The following is a 13,989-nucleotide window of genomic DNA, read 5'->3' as shown; positions in this document are numbered from 1 at the left end:
GAAGCCGGGTCAGCCGTCCGCACCGCCCTGGGCGAGCTTCGCCAGGTCGGCGGGGGTGATGAAGTCCACCGGGGTGGCGGCGATGACCGGCGTGCCGTAGTCCGAGTAGCTCACGGAGACGTTCATCGGTCCGGCCTTGGTGTCGGCCTGCTCCGTCCGCTTGACCACCAGCTGGTCGGCGTCGACCCAGACGTCGACCTGCTCGCTGGTGACCCCGGCCTTGTCCAGGTTCTGCTTGATCCGGTCGGCCTGCTCCTGGGTCACGCTCTGGCCGCTCGCCTTGATCAGGTCGGCTGCGGCGATCTCGCCGGAGTAGTGGGTGGTGGCCTTGCCGTTCACCGTCTCCGGGCCGACCTCGGTGACCTTGCCGCCGGCGATCAGCGTCCGGACGCCCTCGACCGGATCCGCGCTCTGGAGCTGGTCGGTCGAGCCCCCGGAGGTCTTGGACATCTCCTCCTTGGTGTAGCGCAGCCAGCGCGGGCCGCCGCCGCCCTGGACCAGCTCACCGCCCAGGCCCATGTACATCGCGTCCGGGGTGTACAGGTAGTGCACCTTCGGCCCACCGGTCAGCGGCTCCAGGACCTTGGCCATCGGGGAGCCCGTCAGGTCCATGGTCAGGTCGGCCTCCAGGCCGTCGGACCAGCCCATCGCGCCCTGGCCCTTCATGGTGAGCTGGCCGACCGTGATCTCCTCGGCGATCTTGGCCGACTTGGCCGCGCCGGTCTTCTTGGTGACCTGCTCCAGGAAGACGGCCGGGCTCACCTTGGCCGGCGGCGCGGCCTGGGTGGCGGCGGTCGTCGCGGCGGCAGCGGTGGTCGGCGCGGCCGGGGCGGCGTTCTTGCCGCCGGAGTCGTTGTTGTCGCAGGCGGTCGCGGTCAGCGCCAGAGCGGCGAGGACGACGGCGACGGCGGCCTTCTGAGTTCCAGCCATGGTTCCCCCCTCGAGAACCCCCGGGCGCGCGGGGCGCCCGGGGCGGTAGCCGGTGGTCGGTGCGGGTGGTGCGGGTTGTGCAGGTGGTGCGGGTGGATCAGCCGAACAGCTTGAGCAGGTCGGCCTGGGTACCGAGGTCGCCGGCGGCGGGCGCCTCGACCTTGGTGGCGCTGCCGAGGTCGGAGTACTTGATGGTGACGGCCTTGGACTCGCCGTTGGTGTCGCCGAACTCCTGGTACTTGACCAGCTCCTGCTTGCCGTTCAGCCAGAAGTCGATGGTGAGGGTCTTGCCGTCCTGCTCCAGGGTCTTCTGGACGGACTGGCGCTGCTCCGCCGTGAGCGAGGTCATCCCGGCCACCAGGGTGGCGGTCTCCTCGACGGCCCGCAGGTGGGTGGTCTGGACGCCGTCCACGCTCTCCTCGCCGACCTTGCTGAGCTTGCCGCTCGCGGCCGCGATGGTGAGCTGGGCGACCGGGTTCACCATCTGACCCATCACCACGAAGGCGCCGCCCATCTCCTCCGAGGCGGGCACCTTGACCCAGTGCTTCCCCTGCAGGGTCGCGGCCGTGGCGTCGTCGCCGCCGACGTAGGCGTCGGCCCCGATCACCCGGATCTTGAGCTTCTTGCCGCCCATGTCGCTGGACACGTCCACGGCGACCTTGCCCGGGTCCTTCCAGTCGGCGGTGCCGCTGCCGCCCGGGCTGGACGGGTCCGGGGAGGTCATGGCGACCTTGCCGTTGCCGGCCTTCTGCATCACCAGGGCGGAGGCGGCCAGGGCGGCCTTCGGGTCCGCGGACAGCCCGGCCGCGACCGAGTCGGCGGCGCCCTTGCTGTCACCGGCCGCCTTGCTGTCACTGCCGCCCTTGCTGCCGCAGGCGGTGGCGCCGGCCAGCAGGAGGGCGGTGGTCGCCACGGTGGCGGCGAGACGGACAGCGCGCATGGAGGTACCCCCGTAAGTTCTTCGGAAGAGCCGATCCTCAGCTTCTTCTCAGCCGGGACTCTAACGGATCGCCAGGGCCGGGCCGCACCGGATATCCCCTCCCGTCACCCGGCCGCGGCGGGCGTCGTGTCCCCCGCTCCGGAGGCTGAGACATCCGTCGTGGTCACCGTGGTTCCGGCACTCCCCCGTGCCGTCTCACGCAGCTTCACCAGCCGTCGGCCGGGCCCGACCCAGACGTCGAACCCGATGTCGGCGACGCCGCGCTGCCGGTACCAGCCGACCACCGCGGCGAGCTGCTGCGGGTCCAACTCCCGGTCCGCGCCGAAGTAGTCGGCCACCGGGGCGGAGCCCTGGTAGTGCGCGACGGTCGTCCCGTCGAGCTGCTCGGCGCCGAGCGAGCCGAGCCGGTCGGTCTGGGCGATCGCGTACGCCCGGCTGCCCGGGTTGGTGACCAGGGCCGTCATCCAGCCGCCCGCGTAGCCGCCGGGGCCGGCCCCGGCCGCCGGGTCGAGCGACTCCGCGGTGGCCCGCTCGGCGTGCTTGGCCGCGCCGCCCTGGTAGGCGAGGTCGAGCGCACCGTCCCGGAGGGTCAGCTGCCCGGCGCCCAGTTCGTCGGTGACGGTCAGCGCGGCCTCGTCCCGGTCGCCCCAGACCAGGGTGCCGCTCGCGGTGCGGCGGCCGTCCGGGCCCTCCCGCACCAGGTCGATCCGGGCGCCGCCGGTGTCGTCCACGGCCTGGGCGGCCGCGAGCACCACCTGCTTGGGCGGGATCGGCGGCGGCTCACCGGGGACGCGGGTGCCGGGGGCGGCCAGCACGCTGCAGGCGGTGGTGGCGCCGAGCAGCAGCAGGGCCGCCGCGAGCGTGGCGGGGCGAAGGGCGGGCGGCACGGCACACTCCGGCGGTCACGGGTTCTCCACATGATCTGACCGGCAGAGCGTACGACGGCTCGGTCAACCGTTCCCATTCGCCCGTGTCCCGATCCCGCAACCGTTTCCGCCGCCCGCACCACCGGCGCCACCGCCGCACCACCGGGCCGCACGGCGGAACGACGACGGGCCCGCACCCCCGGTGAAGGGGGTGCGGGCCCGTCGTACGGACTGCTCTAGAGCACTGGGGCTCAGACCGCGGCCGGGTCCTCCTCGACGAGGAGGTTGCGGGTGCGGTTCGGGTCCACCATGATGCCGGGGCCCATGGTGGTCGAGAACGCGGTCTTCTTGATGTAGCGGCCCTTGGCGGCGGACGGCTTGGCGCGGAGCACCTCGTCCAGCGCGGCGGCGTAGTTCTCGACCAGCTGCTCGTCGGTGAAGGAGGCCTTACCGATGATGAAGTGCAGGTTCGAGTGCTTGTCGACGCGGAACTCGATCTTGCCGCCCTTGATCTCGTTCACGGCCTTGGCCGTGTCCGGGGTCACGGTGCCGGTCTTCGGGTTCGGCATCAGGCCACGGGGACCGAGCACGCGGCCCAGGCGGCCGACCTTGCCCATGAGGTCCGGGGTGGCGACGACGGCGTCGAAGTCGAGGCGGCCCTTGGCGACCTCGTCGATGAGCTCGTCGGAGCCGACGATGTCGGCACCCGCAGCACGCGCGGCCTCGGCACGCTCGCCGGTCGCGAAGACCAGGACCCGAGCGGTCTTACCGGTGCCGTGCGGGAGGATCACGGTGCTGCGGACCATCTGGTCGGCCTTGCGCGGGTCGACGCCCAGACGCATGGCGACCTCGACGGTGCCGTCGAACTTGGTGGTGCTGGTCGCCTTGGCGAGGCGGACGGCCTCGAGGGGGGCGTAAAGGCGCTCGCGGTCGACCTTGGCGTCCGCGGCCTTCAGAGCCTTGCTGCGCTTCACTGCTGCTCCTGAATGGTGATTGGAGTTGTGGTATTCGACGGGCCTGCGCAGGCCCTACCACAGGGACGGCTGAGCCGGTTTGCCCCTGACGGGACGGTGGGCTGGATCAGCCCTCGACGGTGATGCCCATCGACCGGGCGGTGCCGGCGATGATCTTCTCCGCCGCGTCCAGGTCGTTGGCGTTCAGGTCGGGCATCTTGGTGGTGGCGATGTCGCGGACCTGGGCGCTGGTGAGCTTGGCGACCTTGGTCTTGTGCGGCTCGCTGGAGCCCTTGTCGATACCGGCGGCCTTCAGGATGAGGCGCGCGGCCGGCGGCGTCTTCGTGATGAAGGTGAAGGAACGGTCGTCGTAGACCGTGATCTCCACCGGCACGATCATGCCGCGCTGCGACTCGGTCGCAGCGTTGTAGGCCTTGCAGAACTCCATGATGTTGACGCCGTGCTGGCCCAGCGCGGGGCCGACGGGCGGCGCCGGGTTGGCCGCGCCGGCGTTGATCTGGAGCTTGATAAGCCCCGTGATCTTCTTCTTCTTGGGAGGCATGTCTCTCCGGGTCCTTCCGAGAGGTGATTGCTGGTGCGTGCGGAACCGGGGCGACACCCGATCGCCAGCACACACATCAGGCCAGGCTAACGCGTCCGCGCCGCTGGACCAAAACGGATTCGGGGCGGAGGCCGTGGCCCTGGCCCTTGGATCTTGTCGGATCAGACCGCGGCGTCTGGGTGCGTGCATCGCAAGGCGGAGGAGGGACGCGATGCGGAGCATCGGCGACCGACGACAACGCGGCGAGGTGCGTGCCCATGCGTCGCGGGCCCGGCAAGGATCCAAGGGGCAGGGCCTCAGCCCCCGCCCCGGATCCGAAGACCGTGTGACTAGTTCTTCTGGATCTGGTCGAAGGAGAGCTCGACCGGGGTCTCCCGGCCGAAGATCTCGACCAGGCCCTTGACCTTCTTCGAGTCGGGGTTGATCTCGTTGATGGTCGCCTGGAGGGTCGCGAACGGGCCGTCGGTGACGGTGACCGAGTCGCCGACCTCGAAGTCCAGCACCTGGATCTCGCTCGGCTTGACCGGCGAGGGCTTGCCGGCCTCCTTGGCGGCCTGGCGCTCGACGTCCGGGGCGAGCATCTTGACGACCTCGTCCAGGGTCAGCGGGTACGGGTCGTAGGCGTTGCCGACGAAGCCGGTGACACCCGGGGTGTTGCGCACGACGCCCCAGGACTCCGGGGTGAGGTCCATGCGGACCAGGACGTAGCCGGGGAGCTTGTTCTGCCGGATGGTCTTGCGGTCGCCGTTCTTGATCTGGACGACCTCCTCCTGCGGCACCTCGGCCTGGAAGATGTACTCCTCGACGTTCAGCGAGACGGCGCGCTGCTCCAGGTTCTGCTTCACCCGGTTCTCGTAGCCGGCGTAGGTGTGGATCACGTACCACTCGCCCGGCATGAAGCGCAGGTCCTCGCGGAACTTGGCGACCGGGTCGACCTCGGCCTCGTCCTCAGCCTCGACGGCCTCGTCCTCGGCGGGCTCCTCGTCGGCCGACTCCTCGGCGGCGAGCTCCTCGGTGTCGAGCTCCTCGTCGCCCTCCACGTGCAGAGCGGCCTCCTCGGCGGGCTCGCCGGCCTCGGCCTCGTCGTACGCCTCGACCTCGTCCTCGTCGCTGTCCGCGGCGTCGACGATCTGCTCGGCGGACTCCGCGTCGTCAGCCAGCTCGGCCGCGTCCAGCTCGGCGGCGACATCCGCCTCGCGGACGGTCTCGTCGGCGTCGTACAGGGGGGACTCAGACACTGTGGCTGCTTCTTTCCTGGAGATGGTGAAGGTGGCGCGCTCCGGAACCGGCCCGGCGCGCGGCCGCTCGCGCGGGCGCCAGGAGAGGTCTCGGAGACTTCAACAGTACCGAGTCCACGGTACGCGCGCGTACGTCCGCCGCCGACAGCTCGACCCGGACCGATGATTCGGCCCGGGTCGGGAGGTGGTTCGGAGGTGGGGGCTCGATCAGCCGAAGACCAGCAGGCTCAGCTTGGCGAAGCCGTAGTCGAGGCCGTAGACGAAGCCCATCACGACCACGACGAAGGTCACCACGACCGCGGTGTAGTTGGTGAGCTCGCTCCGAGTGGGCCAGACGACCTTGCGCAGCTCGGCGATGATCTGGCGGTAGAACAGACCCATTCGCGCGAACAGGCCCTTCTTGGCCCGCTTGCCGGACTTCTTCTGCTTGCCGGAGGTCTTGTCACCCTCGACAGCAGCGGTCTCGGCAGCGCCGTCGGTCCCCTCGGGGTTGCCGCTCTCAGGCGTTGCGGTGGAGCCCGTGGTCTCCGTCACTCGTCCTCACCTGAATCCGGGTCCGGCCGAACATCGCCTGCGTACCCGTTTCAGGCACGAGCGGTCGGCTTAAGCGGTGCTGATCGGTGCCCTCTCCGCATCAAGCCCGCTCGCTCTGTGGAGCGAACGGGCTGAATACGGGTCAAGCAGCAGGGCAAGAGGGACTCGAACCCCCAACCGCCGGTTTTGGAGACCGGTGCTCTACCAATTGAGCTATTGCCCTACAGAACCTCGCGGCTCCTGGTGGCGACCAACCTACCGCATCTCCCCCCGCTGTCTGTACAGGCGGTGAAAGCTCCGGTCATTTTCGGTGGGCCGTCGAGGAGCGAGTGTACGTGGTCGAGGGGTGTTTGGTCGAACCTCTTCTTCCAGGACCGCCGGACGCCCGGCGGATGTCCGGCCCGGTGGGGCGGACACCGGCGGATCGCCGGGGGCCGTCGGGGCCGCCGGGGGGCCGTCATGCGGACGGAGCCGTACGGATGCTGAAACCGCCATGCCCGGTCCGTCCCGGTTCTGCGACGATGCAGGCATGAGCGCTTCCACCCCGCAGCCCGACCAGTCCATCCGCCCCGCCGACCGCCGGGTCTCCGCCCGGATCGGCGCGATCGCCGAGTCCGCGACCCTCGCCGTGGACGCCAAGGCCAAGGCCCTCAAGGCCGCCGGCCGCCCGGTGATCGGCTTCGGTGCCGGCGAGCCCGACTTCCCCACGCCGGACTACATCGTCGAGGCGGCCGTCGAGGCCTGCCGCGACCCGAAGAACCACCGTTACACCCCGGCGGGTGGCCTGCCCGAGCTGAAGACCGCGATCGCCGCCAAGACGCTGCGCGACTCCGGCTACCAGGTGGACGCCTCCCAGGTGCTGGTCACCAACGGCGGCAAGCAGGCGATCTACGAGGCCTTCGCGGCGATCCTGGACCCGGGCGACGAGGTCATCGTCCCGGCCCCGTACTGGACCACCTACCCGGAGTCGATCCAGCTGGCCGGCGGCGTCCCGGTGGAGGTCGTCGCGGACGAGACCACCGGCTACAAGGTCTCGGTCGAGCAGCTGGAGGCCGCCCGCACCGAGAACACCAAGGTGGTGCTGTTCGTCTCGCCGTCCAACCCGACCGGCGCGGTGTACACCCGGGACGAGGCCGAGGCGATCGGCCGCTGGGCGCTGGAGCACGGCCTGTGGGTGCTCACCGACGAGATCTACGAGCACCTGGTCTACGGCGACGCGACCTTCACCTCGCTGCCGGCCCTGCTGCCCGAGCTGGCCGACAAGTGCATCGTGGTCAACGGCGTGGCCAAGACCTACGCGATGACCGGCTGGCGGGTGGGCTGGGTGATCGGCCCCAAGGACGTGATCAAGGCCGCGACCAACCTGCAGTCGCACGCCACCTCCAACGTCTCCAACGTCGCCCAGCGCGCCGCGATCGCCGCCGTGGCCGGCGACCTCTCCGCCGTGCACGAGATGCGCACCGCCTTCGACCGCCGCCGCAAGACCATCGTGCGGATGCTCAACGAGATCGAGGGCGTCATCTGCCCCGAGCCCGAGGGCGCCTTCTACGCCTACCCGTCGGTCAAGGGCCTGCTGGGCAAGGAGATCCGCGGTCAGCGCCCGCAGACCTCCGCCGAGCTGGCGAGCCTGATCCTGGACGAGGTCGAGGTCGCCGCCGTCCCGGGCGAGGCCTTCGGCACCCCCGGCTACCTGCGGTTCTCCTACGCGCTCGGCGACGAGGACCTGGTCGAGGGCATCAGCCGGCTCCAGAAGCTGCTCGGCGAGGCCCGCGACTGACGTCCGCCGTCAACGCGACGCACTGGGTTCACCCGGTACACCGCCCTCTTTCACCCCTTCGGGGGACGGAAAGAGGGCGGTTCCCGTTTGGGGGCCTCATACGGCAGTATCGGAAAATGGAACGCCTGTTGAACCCGCGAGACGTCAGGGGCCTCCCGAAGGCCCACCTGCACCTGCACTTCACCGGCTCGATGCGGCCCGCCACCCTGCTGGAGCTGGCCGACAAGCACGGCGTTCGCCTGCCGGAGGCGCTCAGCTCCGGCGAGCCGCCCAAACTGCGCGCCACCGACGAGCGCGGCTGGTTCCGCTTCCAGCGCCTGTACGACACCGCCCGCTCGGTGCTCCGGGACGAGTCGGACATCCGCCGGCTGGTCCTGGAGACCGCCGAGGACGAGCGGCGGGACGGCTCCCGCTGGCTGGAGATCCAGGTCGACCCGACCTCCTACGCGCCCCGGCTGGGCGGGCTGATCCCCGCGCTGGAGCTGATCCTGGACGCGGTCGAGCACGCCGCCGCGGCCACCGGGGTGGGCATCCGGGTACTGGTCGCGGCGAACCGGATGAAGTCCCCGATGGACGCCCGGACGCTGGCCCGGCTCGCCGTCCGCTACGCCGACCACGGCGTGGTCGGCTTCGGCCTCTCCAACGACGAGCGCCGCGGCCTGGCCCGGGACTTCGACCGGGCCTTCGAGATCGCCCGCAAGGGCGGACTGCTGGCCGCCCCGCACGGCGGCGAGCTGGCCGGGCCGGAGTCCGTCCGGGACTGCCTGGACGACCTGGGCGCCGGCCGGATCGGCCACGGCGTGCGGGCCGCCGAGGACCCGCGGCTGATGGCCCGGCTGGCGGACCGCCAGATCACCTGCGAGGTCTGCCCGTCCTCCAACGTCTCGCTCGGCGTCTACGAGAGCCCGGACGAGGTGCCGCTGCGCCGGCTGTTCGACGCCGGGGTGCCGCTGGCGCTCGGCGCGGACGACCCGCTGCTGTTCGGCAGCCGGCTGGCCGACCAGTACGAACTGGCGCGCGCCGCCCTGGGCTTCAGCGACGCCGAACTCGCCGAGCTGGCACGGCAGTCGGTGCGCGGCTCGTGCGCCCCGGAGGCCGTCCGCAAGGAGCTGCTGGCGGACATCGACGCCTGGCTGGTCGACGGGCACCCGGCCGGCTAGAGCCCGCTAGAGCTTGACGCCCACCATCACGGGCTCGTTCACCAGCTCCACCCCGAAGGCCTCGCGGACCCCGTCCCGGATCTCCCGGGCCAGGGCCAGCAGGTCCTCGGCGGTGGCCGCGCCGCGGTTGGTGAGCGCCAGGGTGTGCTTGGTGGAGAGCGTGGCCGGGCCGTCGCCGTAGCCCTTGCCGAAGCCCGCCCGGTCGATCAGCCAGGCCGCCGAGGTCTTGGTGCAGCCCTCCGGGGCCGGGTAGGCGGGGGCGTTCTCGGTGCCCGGGCGGGTGCGGAAGGACTCGTACTGCGCCGCGGTGAGCACCGGGTTGGTGAAGAAGGAGCCGGCCGACCAGGTGTCGTGGTCCGCCGGGTCCAGCACCATGCCCTTGCCGGAGCGCAGCCCCAGCACCGCGTCGTACGCCTCGGCCAGCGGCACCCGCTCGCCCTGCTCGACGCCGAAGTGCCTGGCCACCTCGGCGTACTTCACCGGGGTGGAGAGCCCGGCGTGGTCCGCCAGGGCGAACCGCACCCGCAGCACCACGTAGCGGTCCGGCCGGGCCTTGAAGCGGCTGTGCCGGTAGGAGAACTCGCACTCGGCGTTGCCCAGGGTGACCACCTCGCCCGCCGTGCGGTCGTACGCGACCACCTCGGTGACCGTCTGGGCCACCTCCTGGCCGTACGCGCCGACGTTCTGCACCGGGGTCGCGCCGGCCGAGCCGGGGATGCCGGCCAGGAACTCGATGCCGGCCAGGCCGTGCTCGCGCACCGCGCGGGCGACCGCCTCCGACCACACCTCGCCGGCCGCCAGCTCCAGCACGGTGCCGTCCAGGGCGAACCCGGTGGTGGCGATCCGCAGCACCGTGCCGGGGAAGCCGGCGTCGCCGATCACCAGGTTGGAGCCGCCGCCGAGGACCAGCAGCGGCTCGCCGGCCGCGTCGGCCTCGCGGACGGCGGCGATCACCTCGTCGTCGGTGTGGGCGGTCACCAGCCGACGGGCCGGGCCGCCGAGCCGGAGCGTGGTGAGCGGGGCGAGGGGGGCGTCGTTTTCTACCAGCACGCCCACCAGCGTACGGGGACGGGGGCGGCCGCTCGGCCGCCCCCGTGACCCGCGCCCCACCCGTCAGGCCGTCGAGGCCTCGGCCGGGACGGGCTGCCCGTCCTCGGGCGCCGCGGCCTGCTCGGGCGCCGCGGCCTCCTCGATCACCGCGGCCTGCTCGATCACTGCGGCCTGCTCAGCCGCGGCCGGGTCGACCACCGGCGCCTCGGCCGCCTTCGCCCGGCGCGGCAGCAGCAGCGCGCAAGCCCCGGCCGCCAGCACCACCCCGGCGCCGACGTACAGCGCGGGCCCCATCGCGTCGACGAAGGTCCCCGCCGAGCCGTCGCCGCCCTGCTCCGAGAACACCGCCGCCAGCACGGCCACCCCGAGCGCGCCGCCGACCTCGCGCAGCGCGTTGTTGGCGCCGGAGGCGATGCCCTGCTCCTCCGGCCGGACGCTGTCCATCACCAGGGCGGCGGTCGGCGCGAAGTACATCGACATGCCGATCCCGCACATCACCACGGCGGGCACCACCGGACCGTACGCGTAGTGCCCGAGCCCGGCGTTGATCGCCGCGTACAGCGCCAGGCCGACGCCCTGCAGCACCAGTCCAGCCACCACGATCAGGCGGCCGCCGAAGCGGTCGGCCAGGATGCCGGCGACCGGCGCGACGATCAGCCCCACCCCGGTCCACGGGAGCATCCGGATCCCGGCCTCCTCCGGGGTGTAGCCGCCCACGGTCTGCAGGTGCTGGCTGATCAGGAAGATCGAGCCGAACATCCCCAGCGACATCAGCAGACCGGAGGCGTTGACGGCGGTGAAGGTCCGGTTGCGGAACAGCCGCATCGGGAGCATCGGGTGCGCGGCGCCGCGCTGCTCGTACCGGACGAAGGCGACCAGCAGCACCAGGCCGCCGGCCAGCGAGCCCAGCACCAGCGGGCTGGTCCAGCCGTCCGGGTTGCCGCGGATCAGGCCGAGCACGACGCCGAACAGGCCGAGGCTGACCAGCACCGTGCCGACCGCGTCCAGGGCCGGGCCGGCGCCCCGGCTCTCGCGCAGCTTCCACGCCGCCAGCGGCACCAGGACGACGCCGACCGGGACGTTCACCCAGAAGATCCACTGCCAGGAGAAGTTCGCCGTCAGGGTGCCGCCGACCAGCGGCCCGGTGGCGATGGCGAGGCCGTTGACGCCGGCCCAGATGCCGAAGGCCATCCCGCGCTTGGCCGCCGGGATGGCGGCGGTCAGCAGGGTGAGGGTGAGCGGCATCGACACCGCGGCTCCGACGCCCTGGACGGCGCGGGCGGCGATCAGCTCGCCGATGCCGGGCGAGAGCGCGGCCGCGGCCGAGCCGACGGTGAAGAGCGTGAGCCCGATCACGAACATCCGGCGGCGGCCGAAGCGGTCGCCGAGCGCCGCGCCGAACATCAGCAGCACGGCGAAGGACAGGGTGTAGGCGCTGACCGTCCACTCCAGGTCGGACAGCCCGCCGCCGAGCTCCTCGCGGATGGAGGGCAGCGCGGTGGTGACAACCAGGTTGTCCAGGGCGGCCATGAAGCCCGCGAGGCTGGTGATCACCAGCGTCCAGACGCCGGTGCGGCCGAGGCCCGGCTGCTCCGTCGCGACCTCGGCCCCGACCTCGACCTCGACCTCGGCCCCGGCCCCGGCCGCCTTCGCGACCGCTCTCCCGGTCGTGCTCCCCGCTGTGTTCTCCGTCATGTGTTCCCCCCAGGGTTTCCCGGATAGTTATTGATCACTAACTTTCGAGGCCCGGAAAAAGGGCCGCACGGACTGCGCCGCGCGACCCGCTACCCGGCTTCCTCCCGCTCGCCGAAGCCGTCCCAGATCCGGTGGTCCCGGGGGAAGCCCAGCGCCACCAGGGTGTTGATCAGCATCCCGTACGCGAAGAACTCGGTGGTCCCCTGCATGTCGCCGCCGACCCGCTCCCGCACCCGCTCGAACAGCTCCCCCCACAGCCGCCGGGCGGTCTCGCCGATCTCGTCCTCGCCGGCCATCCGGGAGGCGAACACCGAGACGTAGAGCTGCATCTGCATCATCAGCTGCTCGCCGTCCTCGACCAGGCCCATGTAGGCCTCGGACATCTTCGCGGCGGCCTCCTCGCCGGTCAGTCCGGCCGACGCCTCGTCGAAGACCTTCCAGGTCTCCTCGATGCAGCGCTCGGCGGCGGCCGTGAAGATCGCCTGCTTTCCCGGGAACAGCCGGAACAGGTACGGCTGGGAGACGCCCACCCGACGGGCGATCGTCTCGGTGGACGTGCCCCGGTAGCCGTTCCTGGCGAACTCGATCATCGCGGCCCGGATGACGCTCTCGCGCCGCTCCTCCGCACTCATCCGCATGCTCGTCTTCGCCACGAGCCCTAAGTTAGTGACCAATCACTATCTCCGCAAGGGGCCCGCCACCCCGGAGAACGGGCCCGAGAACGAGCCGGGAACCCGGCCGCCCCGGAGCACGTCGAACGGGCCCCGGGGCGGCCGGGAGTGACGAACGCCTCAGGCGAGCCGGACGACCGCCCGGGACATCCCCAGCACCTTCTGGCCGCCGAAGGTGGCCAGCAGGTCGACCTGCACCTTGCGGTCGTCCAGCTTCTTGGCGACCTTGGCGGAGACCTCGATCACCGAGCCGACCCCGTCGTTCGGCACCGGCACCGGCCGGGTGAAGCGGACGCCGTACTCGACCACCGCGGCCGGGTCGCCGACCCAGTCGGTGACCACCCGGATCGCCGCGGCCATGGTGAACATGCCGTGCGCGATGACGTCGGGCAGGCCGACCTCCAGCGCGAACTTCTCGTTCCAGTGGATCGGGTTGAAGTCACCGGAGGCGCCCGCGTACTGCACCAGCGTGGCGCGGGTCACCGGGAAGGACTGCGCCGGCAGCTGGGTGCCGACCTCGACCTCGTCGTAGCTGATCGCCATCGCGCTCACTCCCCCGCCTCGTCGGCGGCCCGGGCCACCAGCGTCATGATCGCCGTCACCACGTGCTCGCCGGTCTCGTCCGCCACCTCGCCGCGCACGGTGAGCACGTCGTTGCCCGCCAGCGACTTGATGTTGTCGATGGTCACCGCGACCGTCAGCCGATCGCCGGCCAGCACCGGGCGGCTGTACAGGAACTTCTGGTCACCGTGCACCACCCGGCTGTAGTCCAGGCCCAGCTCCGGGTCCTCGACGACCTGGCCGGCCGCCTGGAAGGCGATCGCGAACGGGAAGGTCGGCGGGGCGATCACGTCCCGGTGGCCCAGCGCCTTCGCGGCCTCCGCGTCGGTGTACGCCGGGTTGGCGTCCCCGATCGCGACCGCGAACTCGCGGATCTTCTCCCGGCCGACCTCGTACGGCGCGGTGGGCGGGTAACTACGCCCGATGAAAGAGGGGTCGAGTGCCACGGCAGCTCCTCGGAAGGCGGGTGGAAACGCGGGTGGAAACGCGGGTGGAGACCGTACGGGTACGCGTACGGGTACGAAAAAAGACTCCGGGCCGCATCCCCTGTTGAGGGATACGGCCCGGAGTCGAAGACCTGGTTCACACAGGCCCGGTGCCCTGCGACAGGGTCAGCGGGTCTCGCGGTGCGCGGTGTGCGAGTTGCAGCGGGGGCAGTGCTTCTTCATCTCAAGACGGTCCGGGTCGTTACGCCGGTTCTTCTTGGTGATGTAGTTCCGCTCCTTGCACTCCACGCAGGCCAGCGTGATCTTCGGGCGGACATCGGTGGCAGCCACGGGAGTGCCTTCCTTGGACAACGAATAAGAACACAACAAGAGTAGCCGACCGGGAGTGCGATCTCCCGACCGACTACGCGGGGTAGCGGTGACCGGACTTGAACCGGTGACACAGCGATTATGAGCCGCTTGCTCTACCAACTGAGCTACACCGCCACAGTGATCAGCAGCACAGCCGAAGCCGAACCACCTTTCACCAGAGCCCCCATGCGGAATCGAACCGCAGACCTTCTCCTTACCATGGAGACGCTCTACCGACTGAGCTATAGGGGCGAA

The 13,989-nt window shown here is 71.2% G+C and carries 15 protein-coding genes and 3 tRNA genes; 2 read left to right on the top strand and 16 right to left on the bottom strand.

What is annotated here, in order from left to right:
* Positions 1-9: 9 nt before the first annotated feature.
* The 8 genes from ACFVXG_RS12955 to ACFVXG_RS12920 form a co-directional block, all read right to left on the bottom strand.
* A complete protein-coding gene (locus ACFVXG_RS12955; RefSeq protein WP_387926947.1) occupies positions 10-930 on the bottom strand; it encodes a hypothetical protein in 921 nt (306 codons plus the stop codon).
* A 97-nt stretch (positions 931-1,027) separates the two neighbouring features.
* The gene (locus tag ACFVXG_RS12950) at positions 1,028-1,870 is read right to left on the bottom strand and encodes a hypothetical protein (RefSeq protein ID WP_387926945.1); all 843 of its coding nucleotides are present in this window, start codon (positions 1,868-1,870) and stop codon (positions 1,028-1,030) included.
* A 104-nt stretch (positions 1,871-1,974) separates the two neighbouring features.
* Positions 1,975-2,757, bottom strand: coding sequence for a hypothetical protein (locus ACFVXG_RS12945; protein WP_387926944.1), 783 nt, complete (start codon positions 2,755-2,757; stop codon positions 1,975-1,977).
* Positions 2,758-2,987: 230 nt separating this feature from the next.
* The gene (rplA, locus tag ACFVXG_RS12940; RefSeq protein ID WP_387926942.1) at positions 2,988-3,710 is read right to left on the bottom strand and encodes a 50S ribosomal protein L1; all 723 of its coding nucleotides are present in this window, start codon (positions 3,708-3,710) and stop codon (positions 2,988-2,990) included.
* Positions 3,711-3,816: 106 nt separating this feature from the next.
* Positions 3,817-4,251 carry a 50S ribosomal protein L11 gene (gene rplK / locus ACFVXG_RS12935; RefSeq protein ID WP_375881984.1) on the bottom strand — a complete coding sequence of 145 codons (435 nt, stop codon included), beginning with the start codon at positions 4,249-4,251 and terminating at the stop codon, positions 3,817-3,819.
* Between the two features lie 329 nt (positions 4,252-4,580).
* Positions 4,581-5,489, bottom strand: a complete 909-nt coding sequence (gene nusG, locus ACFVXG_RS12930; protein WP_387926940.1) for a transcription termination/antitermination protein NusG — start codon at positions 5,487-5,489, stop codon at positions 4,581-4,583.
* A gap of 207 nt (positions 5,490-5,696) precedes the next feature.
* Complete coding sequence (gene secE / locus ACFVXG_RS12925) at positions 5,697-6,023, bottom strand: preprotein translocase subunit SecE (protein ID WP_360226154.1); 327 nt, start codon at positions 6,021-6,023, stop codon at positions 5,697-5,699.
* A gap of 150 nt (positions 6,024-6,173) precedes the next feature.
* Positions 6,174-6,246: transfer RNA gene (locus ACFVXG_RS12920), tRNA-Trp, on the bottom strand.
* 306 nt (positions 6,247-6,552) lie between these two features.
* Between ACFVXG_RS12920 and ACFVXG_RS12915 the strand changes: the two genes are divergently transcribed.
* Both ACFVXG_RS12915 and ACFVXG_RS12910 read left to right on the top strand, forming a co-directional pair.
* Complete coding sequence (locus ACFVXG_RS12915) at positions 6,553-7,800, top strand: pyridoxal phosphate-dependent aminotransferase (protein ID WP_387926939.1); 1,248 nt, start codon at positions 6,553-6,555, stop codon at positions 7,798-7,800.
* Between the two features lie 116 nt (positions 7,801-7,916).
* Positions 7,917-8,960 carry an adenosine deaminase gene (locus tag ACFVXG_RS12910; RefSeq protein WP_387926937.1) on the top strand — a complete coding sequence of 348 codons (1,044 nt, stop codon included), beginning with the start codon at positions 7,917-7,919 and terminating at the stop codon, positions 8,958-8,960.
* A gap of 6 nt (positions 8,961-8,966) precedes the next feature.
* Here ACFVXG_RS12910 and ACFVXG_RS12905 read toward each other — a convergent pair whose 3' ends face one another.
* The 8 genes from ACFVXG_RS12905 to ACFVXG_RS12870 all read right to left on the bottom strand — a co-directional run bounded on the left by ACFVXG_RS12905 (position 8,967) and on the right by ACFVXG_RS12870 (position 13,986).
* A complete protein-coding gene (locus tag ACFVXG_RS12905) occupies positions 8,967-10,016 on the bottom strand; it encodes a UDP-N-acetylmuramate dehydrogenase (protein ID WP_387926936.1) in 1,050 nt (349 codons plus the stop codon).
* A 57-nt stretch (positions 10,017-10,073) separates the two neighbouring features.
* Positions 10,074-11,705 carry an MFS transporter gene (locus tag ACFVXG_RS12900; RefSeq protein ID WP_387926935.1) on the bottom strand — a complete coding sequence of 544 codons (1,632 nt, stop codon included), beginning with the start codon at positions 11,703-11,705 and terminating at the stop codon, positions 10,074-10,076.
* Between the two features lie 89 nt (positions 11,706-11,794).
* Positions 11,795-12,337 carry a TetR/AcrR family transcriptional regulator gene (locus ACFVXG_RS12895; protein WP_387927155.1) on the bottom strand — a complete coding sequence of 181 codons (543 nt, stop codon included), beginning with the start codon at positions 12,335-12,337 and terminating at the stop codon, positions 11,795-11,797.
* A 159-nt stretch (positions 12,338-12,496) separates the two neighbouring features.
* Complete coding sequence (locus tag ACFVXG_RS12890) at positions 12,497-12,919, bottom strand: MaoC family dehydratase (RefSeq protein WP_387926934.1); 423 nt, start codon at positions 12,917-12,919, stop codon at positions 12,497-12,499.
* 5 nt (positions 12,920-12,924) lie between these two features.
* A complete protein-coding gene (locus ACFVXG_RS12885; RefSeq protein WP_387926932.1) occupies positions 12,925-13,383 on the bottom strand; it encodes a MaoC family dehydratase N-terminal domain-containing protein in 459 nt (152 codons plus the stop codon).
* Between the two features lie 165 nt (positions 13,384-13,548).
* Positions 13,549-13,713, bottom strand: a complete 165-nt coding sequence (gene rpmG / locus ACFVXG_RS12880) for a 50S ribosomal protein L33 (protein ID WP_006604855.1) — start codon at positions 13,711-13,713, stop codon at positions 13,549-13,551.
* A gap of 83 nt (positions 13,714-13,796) precedes the next feature.
* Positions 13,797-13,869, bottom strand: a tRNA-Met gene (locus tag ACFVXG_RS12875).
* A gap of 44 nt (positions 13,870-13,913) precedes the next feature.
* Positions 13,914-13,986: transfer RNA gene (locus ACFVXG_RS12870), tRNA-Thr, on the bottom strand.
* Positions 13,987-13,989 lie beyond the last annotated feature (3 nt).

The organism is Kitasatospora sp. NPDC058162, assembly GCF_042884005.1.
Lineage (GTDB): Bacteria > Actinomycetota > Actinomycetes > Streptomycetales > Streptomycetaceae > Kitasatospora.
This window is presented reverse-complemented; position numbering and strand designations above follow the sequence as displayed.

Coding starts and splice junctions, on each gene's coding strand:
- ACFVXG_RS12890 (WP_387926934.1), bottom strand. CDS start 12,919: ATGGCGATCAGCTACGACGAGGTCGAGGTCGGCACCCAGCTGCCGGCG.
- ACFVXG_RS12950 (WP_387926945.1), bottom strand. CDS start 1,870: ATGCGCGCTGTCCGTCTCGCCGCCACCGTGGCGACCACCGCCCTCCTG.
- ACFVXG_RS12910 (WP_387926937.1), top strand. CDS start 7,917: ATGGAACGCCTGTTGAACCCGCGAGACGTCAGGGGCCTCCCGAAGGCC.
- ACFVXG_RS12915 (WP_387926939.1), top strand. CDS start 6,553: ATGAGCGCTTCCACCCCGCAGCCCGACCAGTCCATCCGCCCCGCCGAC.
- rplK (WP_375881984.1), bottom strand. CDS start 4,251: ATGCCTCCCAAGAAGAAGAAGATCACGGGGCTTATCAAGCTCCAGATC.
- ACFVXG_RS12895 (WP_387927155.1), bottom strand. CDS start 12,337: ATGAGTGCGGAGGAGCGGCGCGAGAGCGTCATCCGGGCCGCGATGATC.
- ACFVXG_RS12955 (WP_387926947.1), bottom strand. CDS start 930: ATGGCTGGAACTCAGAAGGCCGCCGTCGCCGTCGTCCTCGCCGCTCTG.
- ACFVXG_RS12900 (WP_387926935.1), bottom strand. CDS start 11,705: ATGACGGAGAACACAGCGGGGAGCACGACCGGGAGAGCGGTCGCGAAG.